Source organism: Olsenella profusa, from assembly GCF_016900315.1.
In the GTDB taxonomy this organism is placed as follows: Bacteria; Actinomycetota; Coriobacteriia; order Coriobacteriales; family Atopobiaceae; genus Thermophilibacter; species Thermophilibacter profusus_A.
The window spans coordinates 45463-58129 of the sequence record NZ_JACSNQ010000001.1 but is presented as its reverse complement, the minus strand read 5'-3'; the positions used below and the strand labels follow the sequence as shown (position 1 = coordinate 58129).

General features: G+C 69.4%; 10 protein-coding genes and 4 tRNA genes. 3 read left to right on the top strand and 11 right to left on the bottom strand.

Annotation, left to right across the window (positions count from 1 at the left end; genetic code table 11):
• Window positions 1-27: 27 nt before the first annotated feature.
• From H9X80_RS00255 to H9X80_RS00220, 8 genes are all read right to left on the bottom strand, one after another.
• A tRNA-Arg gene (locus H9X80_RS00255) sits at window positions 28-104 on the bottom strand.
• A gap of 20 nt (window positions 105-124) precedes the next feature.
• Window positions 125-763 (bottom strand): NUDIX hydrolase, encoded by a 639-nt coding sequence (locus H9X80_RS00250; RefSeq protein ID WP_204792344.1) that lies wholly within the window; start codon window positions 761-763, stop codon window positions 125-127.
• A gap of 49 nt (window positions 764-812) precedes the next feature.
• Window positions 813-1625, bottom strand: a complete 813-nt coding sequence (locus tag H9X80_RS00245; RefSeq protein WP_204792343.1) for a DNA/RNA non-specific endonuclease — start codon at window positions 1623-1625, stop codon at window positions 813-815.
• A 224-nt stretch (window positions 1626-1849) separates the two neighbouring features.
• Window positions 1850-1925 (bottom strand) — tRNA-Lys (locus H9X80_RS00240).
• A gap of 5 nt (window positions 1926-1930) precedes the next feature.
• Window positions 1931-2006: transfer RNA gene (locus H9X80_RS00235), tRNA-Lys, on the bottom strand.
• Between the two features lie 14 nt (window positions 2007-2020).
• Window positions 2021-2096 (bottom strand) — tRNA-His (locus tag H9X80_RS00230).
• A gap of 185 nt (window positions 2097-2281) precedes the next feature.
• Entirely contained in the window at window positions 2282-3040 is a 759-nt protein-coding gene (locus tag H9X80_RS00225; protein WP_204792342.1) for a Fic family protein, read from the bottom strand.
• A gap of 385 nt (window positions 3041-3425) precedes the next feature.
• A complete protein-coding gene (locus H9X80_RS00220; protein ID WP_204792341.1) occupies window positions 3426-4877 on the bottom strand; it encodes an alpha/beta fold hydrolase in 1452 nt (483 codons plus the stop codon).
• A gap of 263 nt (window positions 4878-5140) precedes the next feature.
• Between H9X80_RS00220 and H9X80_RS00215 the strand changes: the two genes are divergently transcribed.
• Complete coding sequence (locus H9X80_RS00215; RefSeq protein ID WP_204792340.1) at window positions 5141-6214, top strand: M42 family metallopeptidase; 1074 nt, start codon at window positions 5141-5143, stop codon at window positions 6212-6214.
• A gap of 182 nt (window positions 6215-6396) precedes the next feature.
• Here the strand turns inward: H9X80_RS00215 and H9X80_RS00210 are convergent, their stop codons facing one another.
• From H9X80_RS00210 to H9X80_RS00200, 3 genes are read right to left on the bottom strand one after another with little or no spacing between them, the layout of a single operon-like run.
• A complete protein-coding gene (locus H9X80_RS00210) occupies window positions 6397-7407 on the bottom strand; it encodes an aspartate-semialdehyde dehydrogenase (RefSeq protein WP_204792339.1) in 1011 nt (336 codons plus the stop codon).
• A gap of 45 nt (window positions 7408-7452) precedes the next feature.
• Entirely contained in the window at window positions 7453-8775 is a 1323-nt protein-coding gene (locus H9X80_RS00205; RefSeq protein WP_204792338.1) for an aspartate kinase, read from the bottom strand.
• A 7-nt stretch (window positions 8776-8782) separates the two neighbouring features.
• The gene (locus H9X80_RS00200) at window positions 8783-9949 is read right to left on the bottom strand and encodes a homoserine dehydrogenase (protein ID WP_204792337.1); all 1167 of its coding nucleotides are present in this window, start codon (window positions 9947-9949) and stop codon (window positions 8783-8785) included.
• Between the two features lie 126 nt (window positions 9950-10075).
• Here H9X80_RS00200 and thrC point away from each other — a divergent pair, with 126 nt between their 5' ends.
• A complete protein-coding gene (gene thrC / locus H9X80_RS00195) occupies window positions 10076-11560 on the top strand; it encodes a threonine synthase (protein ID WP_204792336.1) in 1485 nt (494 codons plus the stop codon).
• The gene (gene thrB / locus H9X80_RS00190) at window positions 11557-12465 is read left to right on the top strand and encodes a homoserine kinase (RefSeq protein ID WP_342590833.1); all 909 of its coding nucleotides are present in this window, start codon (window positions 11557-11559) and stop codon (window positions 12463-12465) included. Before thrC ends, thrB begins: the two co-directional genes overlap by 4 nt.
• The last annotated feature ends 202 nt before the right edge of the window (window positions 12466-12667 follow it).

Sequence of the window (12667 nt, the reverse complement as noted above, 5' to 3'; positions counted from 1 at the left end):
CGGGGTGCCCGGCCCGACCAGGCCCACTGGTGCGCCCTGAGGGATTCGAACCCCCGACCTTCGGATTAGAAGTCCGCGGCTCTATCCAACTGAGCTAAGGGCGCGATGGTCAAGCGCCCACATTTTATAGCATACCGAACGTCTTGGCCGCGAGAATGCCCGTTACGGTCTTGGCGTCGTCGAGCAGCCCAAGCCGGATGGCCTCCAGCGCGCAGTCCAGGTCCACCCAGACCACGTTAACGAGCTCGCCCGCATCTGGGCAGGCAGGGCCCTGCGTAAGGCCGTGGGCGAGGTAGACCGAGGTGTGCTCGTCGGTGAAGCCGGGGGCGCCGTAGGACTCGGCCAAAAGCTCGAGCCGCTCGGCGACAAGACCGGTCTCCTCGGTGAGCTCGCGCGCGGCGCAGGCCTCGCGTGGCTCGTCGCCGTCCACCTTGCCGGCGGGGATCTCGAGCGTCATGCGCCCCAGGGCCACGCGCCACTGCCGCACCAGGCAGACCTTCCCGTCGCGCACGGCCACCACTCCGGCGCCGCCGTGGTGGCGCACGAGGTCGCGCCAGCCGTGGGAGCCGTCCGCGAGCTCCACGTCCAGCTGCTCAACCGAGAAGATCCTCCCCTCCCACGGCCGCGTGGACGAGGTAACGCGCTCGACGAGCGCGGGGTCCGGCTCAAGGGCTGCACGGACGGCGTCGAGCCCCGAGGGCACGTCCCTCTCGCCCGAAGGGGCGCACTGGTCGTTCTTCTCGCCTGGTCTTGCCTCCTGCATGGGTTCTCTCCCTCCTTGCGGCGGACCCGCACGTGGGCCGCCCGCAGCCTCAGTCTGCCGTGAACGCGCCGGTGGCGTAGTCGATCTTGAAGCCAGTCGCGGCGTTGAAGACCTCGACCTCCTGGTCAAGCGAGCCGTCCGAGGAGCGCACGTCCACCACTACGCTCCGGGGCACGAGCTCGGAGCCCACGTAGACGGGGGTGGCGCGGTAGTAGACGGTGCCGTCCGGGTGGGCGCGCAGCCACTCGCGCGCGAGGCCCTCGGCGTAGGCCATGCCCCCGTCCTGACCGTGGTTGTCGCCGACGTTTTGGGTACGCGTGCCGGTCACGAGGTTCTCCGCCGCGTCCGCCCCGCCGAGCGACTTGGCGAGCAGGTGGCTGCGGTTGAAGAGGTAGCCATGGTAGGAGGTGCCGTCCGGCATGGGGATGTCGACCTCCTCGTTGTGGCCCCAGCCCGAGGGGTGGATGTCCGAGATGTCGGCGCGCTCGCGGTCGCTGCCGGCCTCCATCATGTCGTAGGTCACCGTGGCCGTGACGGCACCGGTGCGCCCGAGGTCGTCAAGCCCCTCGTAGCGGGCCTCGCCGGGGGCGGGCTCGTCGCTCACGACGGCGGGGCCGAGGACGCGGTAGTACTCGGGGTAGGCCTCGGCGTCCCAGGTGCCGGGAACCCCCTCGTCAAACGAGGCGGAGGCCGGAACACTCGTGGCGGGCGTCGGCATCGAGCCGAGCGAGGGCAGCGCCCCGGTCCCGATGCCAGCGGTAAGCGTGACCGCCAGCGCAAAGACCAGTGCAAGCGGGCTGCGCGCCCGCAGCCTTCCCGCGCTGGGCGCGCCGGCCCGTGGCCTCAGTCCTCTGTACGCCATGCAAGCCTCCCCCCTGACCGTGACAGCGTATCACGGCGCGCGGACACAAGGCGACACCGCCGAGAGGACGCGAAGCCGGAGCCGGGGACCCAGTCACGCGGCCGCCGCCCGCGCGGCCAGAGACCCAGCTGCGCAGTCGCCGCCCGCGCGGCCGACCGCGGTCCCAGACCCGGGACAAGACAAAAAACGGCCGGGCATCCAGAGACGCCCGGCCGAAGCTATCGTGGTGGATCGTCAGGGGTTCGAACCCTGGACCTTGGGATTAAGAGTCCCCTGCTCTACCAGCTGAGCTAACGATCCAAAGATGGTGGATCGTCAGGGGTTCGAACCCTGGACCTTGGGATTAAGAGTCCCCTGCTCTACCAGCTGAGCTAACGATCCATATTCAGTTGAAATGGGGTGGGCGAAGGGTCTCGAACCCTCGACCTACGGAGCCACAGTCCGTCGCTCTACCAACTGAGCTACACCCACCATTTTTGCGAACCTCTTCAGGCGGCTCGACTATTCTGCACTACCCCGCGGCTCGATGCAAGGACTTTTTTTGGCGAATTCGCATTTTCACGAAGTGCAGCGGTGCCTCGACGTCCCGTCCCGCCGCGCCGGCGAGAAGAACGCCCACCTTACGCCCACCGCGAGCCGCGAGCCGCACCCAGCTGCTAGGCGTCCTCCCCGAGCAGGCCCTCCCAGGTGAGGACCGCCTCGGTCATGAGGAAGCGCTTGAGCGGGTTGAGGTCCCCCTCAAGATGGAAGACGTCGAGCGCGGCGTGGTAGGCGGCGTGGTTCTGCGCGTGAATCACGATTGGCGGCATGCCCATCGCAAGCAGCACGCCGTTCATGAGCAGGCGCGCGGTGCGCCCGTTGCCATCCGCGAACGGGTGGATGTCAAAGATCTTGGCGTGAAGGAACGCGGCTATGGTGAGGGAGCGGCGGCCCTCCTCCAGATAGGTGTTCACGTCGTCGGCGAGCACCCCCACCTCATGGGGCACCTTGACCGCAGGTATGCCCACGCTCGCCGGGCCGCCCACGTAGTTCCCGAGCTTGAAGAGGCCCGGGCGCTCCCCCGCCAGCAGGAGCTTCTCGCTGTAGGTTCCCATGGTCACGAGCTCCTGGGCCTGGCAGACGAGCTCCTCGGAGAGGCACGGGTCCTCGGCGAGCTTGGCACGCGCAAGCTCCCAGGAGACCTTGAGGTTGTAGGTCTCGGTGAGGAGCTGGCAGTCTCCGGTGTAGCCGGTGACGGCGCCGCGCTCGACGACCTCCCGGGCGGTGGCAAACGTGAGCTCGGGGTTCTCTATCTTCTCAGAGTTGTAGACATAGTCGGGCACAAAGCCGGCGAGAAGAACCTCGCGCCGCTCGTCGGTGAGGGCGTCCCACTGGTCGCGAAGATCGTGGTAGGTCTGTGTGATGGAGTCGGACATTGAAGCACCTCCCGTCGGCAAAATGCTTACGGGAATTCTAGAGCCCCCTCTCCGGCGCAGGGCCGGTCGCTCCGGCAGCGGTGGCCCCGCGTCGGCGGAAGGGGCGAGGGAGCGGGTCGACTGTCCATGGGTGCAAAGGATGCATGCGGCACAGCGGCAGGGCCATACGAGGGAGCGGCTTGCAGTGCGTGCTCGTCGCCAGTCGTCGATTACGTACGCTCCCCGCCGGTTACGTACACCCCCACCGGTTACGTACACTTTTCAGAAGCCGGCGTCACCTCAGTTTCGAGGAAACCGCAGGTCACTGCGTTGTTCTTCTCGTCATCAAGATAGCAACAGTGTACGTAACCGATGGGAGGGTACGTACACTGTTGCAACTCAGCCCCTACAGCACCCCGTCGAGGTCGCCGCGGTCGCGGGCCAGCCCCAGGAGGTGCTTGAACACGCGGTCACCGTGGAGGCCGTCGTGCTCAAACTCGTTGGTCACCCAGGCGTGGCTTGCACCCACGCGGGAGAGCGTGTCAAGCTGCAGGCCTGAGTCAACGTAGAGATCGTCGAAGTAGACGGCAGCCGTGAGCGGCGTCTCGTTTGCGGCAAGCTGTACCTCGTCGTAGAGCCGGCCGAAGCTCGTGTCCGCCATGAGCGCATCCATCGCGCCGGCAAAGGACGCAAGCTCCGGCTGCTGCTCAAACATCCACGGGAAGCACGCCTCCCCTGTCAGCATGAACGGCCGCGCGCCCTCGGAAAACTCCGAGCGCGCCTGCCACGCGCGCTCGGCCGCCCATGCGATCGGGGCGTCCAGCTCGCCGTCGGCGTAGATGAGCTCCTGGAGCACCCAATAAAGCGGATTCGCGCGCACGTTCGCGGCTGACCACACCCCGGCAAGGAACGCATCGGAGACCTCCACGCGCGCGACGTCACCCCCGGCAGCCGCGAGTGCCGCGTCCGCACTGCCGTCGCCTGCGGAGAAGGCGAGATCGAGGAGGTTGTGAAGGCGCTCGTGACCAGGCTTCATGCCCAGGCCCTGGCCCAGCGACTGCAGGCGCCGCACCGTCATCGGCGAGCCGTCCGGCAGCACCGGCGCCTCGCCCGCGGCCAGGCGGTCGGCAAGCAGCCCCACGCGCCTCTCGTCCTCCGGGTAGCGCTCGTAGAGCAGGCGCGTCTTTGACGCCATGCGCCCGAAGGTGTGCGCGTAGACCTCGTCGGCGCTCGCGGGCACGTGCGGGATGCCGCCGCAGGTGAAGCTCGCACAGGCCGCCCCGGGGAAGGTCGAGAGGTACGTGAGGGTGAGAAACCCGCCGTAGCTCTGGCCGAGCGTGACCCAGCGCGCGCCACCGAGCTCGGTCAGGCGCAGGTACTCGAAGTCACGTACGATCGAGTCGGCCAGGAAGCACTTGAGGAAGCGGGCCTGTGCCGCAGCGTCGCCCTCGCGAGCGATGGAGACGCCGTCCACGCGACTGGAGCGCCCGGTGCCGCGCTGGTCCGGAAGGATCACGCAAAAGTGACGCACGGCCTCCGCAACCCAGCCGTCACTTGTGGGAGAGGTGAGGCGCGGCCCCGCCCCACCCGGGCCGCCCTGAAGAAAGACGAGGTAGGGAAGATCGCGCCCCACGTTCTCAGGCGCGCAGACCACGCGGTAGAAGAGGGAGAGCGAGCGGCCCTCCAGCGCGGGGTCGAGCGCTGCCGCCGCGGACGCGGACAGGAGCGCCGAGTCCGGAGCGGCCTGCCTGCATCCGGCAAGCCGAGCCGGCGTGGTGCCCCGCCAGTCAAGCGGGACCTCGATCGAGCGGTCCTCCACGAAGAGTCCGGGCAGGTGATAGCTGGCGAGAAGGGCCATGGGGTGCTCCTTGATCGGGCCGCGGGCGCGGGGCAGGGCGATTGTCTGCAACCAGCTTAGCACCCCACGGGCGCGAGCAGACGCGGTCGGACGGGGTCGCGGGCGACGCGCGGCCCGCCCCGCGGGTTCGAGCAGACGCGGTTGGCAGGTCGCGGGCACCCCACACCCGCCCCGCCCTGCACCCCGCCCGTCCTTCTCGCCAAGGCCTATACTGCCAACCGAGGCCCCGCTGCAGGGGCCCGCCCACGGCGACAGGAGGAACCATGCGCTTTGACGATACCGAGGTGGTCGCGCTTCTGGGCGCGCTGTCCGAGGCGAAGGGACCCTCGGGCTTCGAGGACGAGGTCCTTGACGTGGTCCGGCGCTTCTGCACGGGCTGGGCGCGCGTGGAGGAGAACACCCTGCGCGACGGCCTCATCACGCTGGGAAGCTTCACCGGGGAGAAGCCCGTGCTCATGCTGGACGCCCACGGCGACGAGGTGGGCGGCATGGTGCGCGCCATCCGCTCCAACGGCACGATGAGCTTCGTCGAGCTCGGCGGCTTCTCGCCGAACGTGCTCGCCGGGCAGGACGTGTGGGTGCGCGCGACGGACGGCTCGTGGGTGCGCGGCGTCATCGGCGTGAAGCCGCCCCACTTCTGGAGCGAGGCCGAGCGGGCCTCCGGCAAGGCGCCGCTCGTGCTCGACGTGGGCGCCACCTCGCGCGAGGACGCCGTCGGGCGCTTCCACATGGGGATGGGCGAGCCGTTTGTGCCCGCGACCTCGTTCTCGTTTGACGCGCGCACGGGCGTGGCGCTGGGCAAGGCCTTCGACTGCCGGGCGGGCGTGTGTGCGATGCTGCTCACCCTGCGCGAGCTCTCCGGCAAGGGCGACCTCCCCTTTGACGTGGTGGCGTCGGTGTCGGCACAGGAGGAGGTCGGCGAGCGCGGGGTGGCCGCGGCCGTGCGGCACTTCTCGCCGAGCGTGGCGTTCATGTTCGAGGGGTGCCCGGCGGACGACACCTTCTCCGCGCCCGACGAGGTCCAGGCCGCGCTGCGTCAGGGCCCGATGCTTCGCTACTTCGACCGCTGCATGATCACCAACCCGCGCTACCAGCGCTTCGTTCTGCAGGTGGCGGCCGAGGCGGGGCTGCCCGCCCAGACGTCGGTGCGCGTGGGCGGCGGCACCGACGGCGGCCCGACCCACCTGCTCGACGTGCCGTGCGTGGTGGCCGGCGTGCCCTGCCGCCACGTCCACGCCGGCACCGCGATCTGCGCGCTCGAGGACGTCAAGGCCACGGCCGAGCTCGCCGTAACGGTGGCCAGGCGGCTCACGCCGGAGGTCGTCGCCGGGTTCTAGGCCCTTCTCGCCAGCCGCCGCCCTCCTTCCCAGACCCCCCGCTCACCCCCAGGTCCTTCTCGCCATCATGGCGAGAAGGACCTCAACGTATGAACCTCAAACAAAAAAGGCGGCACCCCCGGCGGACGCCGTCCGCAAGGGGGGTACCGCCGGCTGCACGGGCCTGCGCGCAAGGGAGCGTCCTACACCAGGTACTCCGCGATCTGCACGGCGTTGGTCGCCGCGCCCTTGCGAATCTGGTCGCCGCAGCACCAGAAGGTGAGCGAGCTTGCGCCCTCCGGCGCGGAGAGGTCGCGGCGGATGCGGCCGACGTAGATGAGGTCCTGGTCGGACGTGTCGAGCGGCATCGGGTAGCGCAGCGCCGTCGGGTCGTCCACCACCTTCACGCCGGGCGCGGCCGCAAGCAGCTCGCGCGCCTCCTCAACCGAGAGCGGCCGCTCGAACTCGGCCGTGATGGACTCGGAGTGGGAGCGCACCACCGGCACGCGCACGCAGGTGCAGTTCACGCGCAGGCTCGGCAGGTGCATGATCTTGCGGCCCTCGTTGAGCATCTTCATCTCTTCGGAGGTGTAGCCCTCCTCGTTGAAGCCGCCGATCTGCGGGATGAGGTTCTCGGCCAGCTGGTAGGCGAAGGGGGCGGTCTCCCCCACCTCCTCGCCCGCGGCAAGGGCGCGCTGCTCGCGTTCGAGCTCGCGCATGCCCGCGATGCCCGCGCCCGAGGCGGCCTGGTAGGTGGAGACCACGAGGCGCGTCACGCCCGCGGCCTGGTGCAGCGGCCACACCGGCACGAGGCCGATAATCGTGGCGCAGTTGGGGTTGGCGATGATGCCGTGGTGGCCCGCGATGTCGGCGGCGTTGATCTCCGGCACCACGAGCGGCACGTCGGGCTCCAGGCGGAAGGCGTGGGAGTTGTCCACGCAGACCGCGCCGCGGCGGACGGCCTCGGGCAGGAGCTCGCGGGCCGTGGCGTCGTCGGCGGCACCGAGCACGATGTCCACGCCCTCGAAGGCCTCCGGGCGCGCCACCTCGCAGGGGACGTCCTCGCCCACAAAGCGGACGGTCTTGCCAACGGAGCGCTCGCTTGCCAGCGGCACGAGCCGGCCCACCGGGAAGTTCCGCTCCTCGAGGCACTGGAGCATCTGCTGGCCCACCACGCCGGTGGCGCCGAGGATCGCAACGGTCTTCTCGCTCATGGCGCTTCCTTTCTCAGAATGAGACAAAGGGACTGTCCCTTCGTATCAGACCATCTCGTCGCGGACGAAGCGGTCGTAGATCACGCGGACGGCGTGCTCGAAGTCCTCGTTCTCCACGCCCATGATGATGGAGATCTCCTGGGAGCTCTGCGTGATCATGCGGATGTTGATGCCCGCGTCGCCGAGGGCCCCGAAGATCTTGCCCGAGGTGCCGGAGCGCTTGGACATGTTGCGGCCAACCACGGACAGCAGGGCCAGGTTGTCGATCATCGTGATGTCGTCGGGCTCGAGCTCGCGGCGGATGTCGGCCACGATCGAGTAGATCGAGTCGCGCACGTCCGCGCCGTTGACCACCACGGAGAACGAGTCGACGCCCGTGGGGATGTGCTCCACGGAGACGCCGTAGCGCTCGAAGATGGAGAGCGCGCGGCGCACCACGCCCACCTCGCCGGACATGTGCGCCTTCTTGATGTGCACGGAGATGAAGTCGCGCTTGCCGGCGATGCCGGTGAGGAGGTGCTCGTCCTCGCCGGCAGCCGCCTTCTCGCGGATGATCGTGCCCTCGTCCTCGGGACGGTTGGTGTTCTTAATCTGGATGGGGATGTTGACCTCGCGCACCGGGAAGATGGCCTCCTCCTGCAGCACCGAGGCGCCCATGTAGGAGAGCTCGCGCATCTCGTCGAAGGTGATGCGGCGGATCGAGCGCGGGTGGTCCACGATGCGCGGGTCGGCGGAGAGGAAGCCGGAGACGTCGGTCCAGTTCTCGTAGAGCCCGGCGTCGATGCAGCGCGCGAGGATGGCGCCCGTGATGTCGCCGCCGCCGCGCTGGAAGAGCTTGATCTGGCCGTCGACCGTGGCGCCGTAGAAGCCGGGCAGCACGAAGCAGCCCTGGCGCGCCATCACGTCCTTGAGGCGCACGGCGGTGCGCTCCATGTCCACGTTGCCGTCGTGGTGAAAGACCACCACGTCGGCGGCGTCCACGAAGGGCATCCCCAGGTACTCGGCCATGAGGTGCGCCGTGAACCACTCGCCGCGAGACACGATGTACTCCGGCGAGTGCTTCTTGATGTTCTTGGCGAAGGTCTCGAAGCGCTCCCTCACCGGCCACTTGAGCCCGAGCTCCTCGGCGATGTCGAGGAAGCGCTGCTCGATGTCGGCGAGCAGCGCGCTGCAGTCCACGTGGTACTGGATGTGGGCGTTCACGAGCAGCAGGAGGTCGGTGATCTTGTTGTCCGCCGAGAAGCGCTTGCCCACGGCCGACACCACCACGAAGCGGCGGTCGGGGTCGGCCTCGACGATGCCCTTGACCTTGCGGAACTGCTCGGCGGAGGCGACGGACGAGCCGCCGAACTTGGCGATCTTGATCATGGGTGACCTAGCCTTCCTGGGCGGAGTCTGGCGAGAAGGACGAGGGGCTGGCGGGAAGCGCGGCCATGAACGTCGTGGGGTCGGCGGCAAGCGCCTCGTCGAGCAGCGCGCGGGCACCCTCGGCCGTGAGGTCGCGCACGAGGACGGCGCCCGTCCCGAAGGGCTCCGCGTCGCCGAGGCGCGCCTCGGTGCGCAGCACGTAGTCGCCGCGCAGAAGCGACGGATCGTAGGCGAGCGGGCGCGAGAAGTCGTAGACGGGCCGGCGCAAGCCGCGCGCGCAGTCGAGCACGTCCTGGACGATCGCGTTGCCCGTGGGCAGGCTGCCGGCGCCCTGGCCGTAGAACTTGAGCTCGCCGACCGTGGTGGCGTCGAGCGTCACGAGGTTGAAGTTGGACGGCACGTTGGCCTCGAGCGAGTCGGCCGCCACGGCCACCGGCTCGACGGCGGCCGCGTAGCGCCCGTCCGCGCACACGCCGCGGCCGAGCAGCTTCACCGTGCGCCCGTGGCCGGCAAAGAGCTCCAGGTCGGAGGCGCGCAGGTTGCGGATGCCCGACGTGGGGAGGTTCTTCTCGCATGCCACGTCAAAGGCGACGGAGGCCGTGATGATGGTCTTGTTGAGCACGTCGACGCCGTCGATGTCGGCGGAGGGGTCGCGCTCCGCGTAGCCGAGCTCCTGGGCGCGCGCGAGCACCGCGTCGAAGTCCTCGCCCGCGTGGCGCATGGCGTCGACGATGTAGTTGGTGGTGCCGTTCATGATGCCGGAGAAGGAGGTCACCTCGTCGATGCGACGGACCTTCTCGATGCTCGCGATCCACGGGATGCCGCCGCCGACCGACGCCTCGATGTAGAGGCCCGCGCCCGTCGAGGCCGCCGTGGCGGCGAAGCGCGCGAAGTTGGCCGCGACCACCGCCTTGTTGGAGGTGACGACGTGCTTGCCGGCCTCCAGCGCACCCATGATGTAGGTCCGCGCCGGCTCGAGGCCGCCCATGCACTCCACCACGAGCTCGATGGAGTCGTCGTTCAGGATGTCGTCGATGCTGGCGGTCATGCGGGGGTCGCTCAGCCGGTCGGGGAGCTCGAGGATGCGTGCGACCTCGACCTCGCTCACGCGCGTGGAGATGATCTCGTCCACGCCGCGACCGACCGTGCCGTAGCCGAGAAGGGCGATCTTCATTGACGTCCAATCTTTCGAATATGTGTCCGGCGCGCGGGGCGCGCCCCTCGGAGGCTATGATACTTGCATCCAAGGCTCTGACGAAGCCGGATTGACCAAGCCCAGGCCCGGACGCAAGGAGCAACCGTGACCACGTTCTACCACAGCACGCGCTCGGCTGATAATCCCGTAACAAGCAAGCAAGCTATCATGGCCGGAATCGCACCCGACGGCGGCCTCTACGTCTCCGACGAGCTCGGCGAGAAGAGCCTCGACCTGGCCGGCGTGTGCACCCAGGGCTTCCACGACACCGCCCGCCTCGTGCTGGGGACGCTGCTCTCCGACTACACGGAGCCCGAGCTTGCCGGCTGCGTGGAGGGCGCCTACGGCCCGCAGTGGGACTCCCCCGCCGTCTGCCCGGTGACGCCGCTGGGAGACGACTGGCTGCTCGAGCTCTACCACGGCCCCACCTGCGCCTTCAAGGACGTGGCGCTGCAGATGCTGCCGCGCCTCATGAGCGTGGCGCGCGGCGCGGACGGCCGGCGCGTGATGATCGTGACCGCCACCTCCGGGGACACCGGCAAGGCCGCGCTCGACGGCTTCGCGGGCGTGGAGGGCACCGGCGTCACAGTGTTCTACCCCGACGGCAAGGTGTCCGACGTCCAGCGCCTCCAGATGGTGACGCAGCTCGGCTCCAACGTGGCGGTGTGCGCGGTGCGCGGCACCTTCGACGACTGCCAGGGCGAGGTCAAGCGCATCTTCGCCGACCGCGCGCTCGCCGAGCGGCTGGGCGCGCGCGGCGTGGCCCTCTCGAGCGCCAACTCCATCAACGTGGGCCGGCTGGCCCCGCAGGTCACCTACTACTTCGACGCGTACGCCCAGCTCGTGCGCCGCGGCGCCGTGGAGATGGGCGACGAGGTCACCTTCTGCGTGCCCACCGGCAACTTCGGCGACGTGCTCGCCGGCTACTACGCACGGCGGATGGGCCTGCCCGTGCGCCGTCTCGTCGTGGCCTCCAACGCCAACGACGTCCTCACCGACTTCCTCACCACCGGCACCTACGACCGCCGGCGCACGTTCCACAAGACCATCTCGCCGTCGATGGACATCCTCGTGTCCTCCAACCTCGAGCGCCTGCTCTACTTTGCCTCGGACGGAGACTGCGAGCTCGTCGCGCGCCTCATGGCCGACCTCGGCGAGAAGGGCGTCTACACGGTGCCCGAGCCCGTCATGGGCAAGATTCGCGCAATCTTTGCGTGCGGGCGCGCCGACGACGCGGCGACGCGGGCCGCGATCAAGTCCACCTGGGACGAGCTCGGCGTGCTCATCGACCCGCACACCGCCGTGGCCAAGTGCGTGCTCGACGGCATCGAGGATGACGGCAGTGCCCGCGTGTGCCTCTCCACGGCGAGCCCCTACAAGTTCTCCGCCGACGTGCTCGGCGCGCTCGGCGAGGTCACGGACGGCATGAACGGGTTTGCCTGCATGGACGTGCTCGAGCGGCTCACGGGCACCGTGGCGCCGCGGCAGCTCGCGGGGCTGCGCGCCGAGCCGATCCTGCACGAGGACGTCTGCGACCGCGACCGCATGGGCGCCTTCGTGGAGTCCTCCTGCGCGCGGGTGTTCCTGTGATCGGGGCGGACGGCCGCGAGCGGCCCATTGTCATCGTGCGCGTCCCGGCCACGAGTGCCAACGTGGGCGTGGGCTTTGACTGCCTGGGCCTGGCGCTCGACCTCACGGCGACCTTCCTGATGACGCCCGCCGAGCGGCTCGAGGTCGACGGCTGCGAGGAGCGCTTCCGCGGCGAGGACAACCTCGTCTGGCAGAGCTACCTCGACGCCTGCCGTGAGCTGGGGCTCGAGGCGCGCCCGCTGCGCATCACGATCCTCTCCCCCATCCCACTCTCCGGCGGCCTCGGCTCGAGCTCGGCCTGCGTCATCGCCGGCATCGGCGCGGCGATGGCCCTCTCGCCGAACGGCTTCGACCGCGCGCGGGCGCTCGAGCTCGCCGTGCGCCTCGAGGGGCACCCGGACAACGTCGCCCCGGCGCTTCTGGGCGGGCTCGTGAGCTCCTTCGTGGAGGGCGAGACGACCACGTCCACCCGCATGGACGTGGCGGACAACCTGCGCTTCGTTGCCGTGGCGCCGCCCTATGAGGTGCGCACGGCCGACGCGCGGCGCGTGCTTCCCACCGAGGTCTCCCGCGAGACGGCCGTCTGGCAGATGGGCCGCTGCGTGGCCGTGGTACGCGCGCTTGAGACCGGGGACGCCGCACTCCTGGGCGCCGCCTGCCACGACCGCCTGCACGAGCCGTACCGCGCGCGCCTCATCCCCGACTACGAGCCGCTGCGCGCCGCGGCGCTTGAGGCCGGCGCCTGTGCCTTCATGATCTCCGGGTCCGGCTCCACGATGCTCGCCGTGGCCGACGGGGACGAGGCCGCCGCCCGCGTGGCCGAGGCGTTCGCCCAGACCTGCCCCGGCTACTGGCTCCAGACCCTCCCCGCCAACACCCTCGGCACCACCGTCGAGGTGCACTAGCTTGGTTTGACGCACCGTTTTCGGACGTTCTTCTCGCCAAAAACGTCCGGAGGCGGTGCGTCAAAACTTTTAAGTACCGTTTCCGGACACTTTGGCCTGACAGAACGTCCAGAGATGGTGCGCACGGCGCGCCAACAAAACGACGGCGGGCCCGGGAGGAGGCCCGCCGCCGGTGACGCCAGCGTCTGTGGTCTGTGGTCGG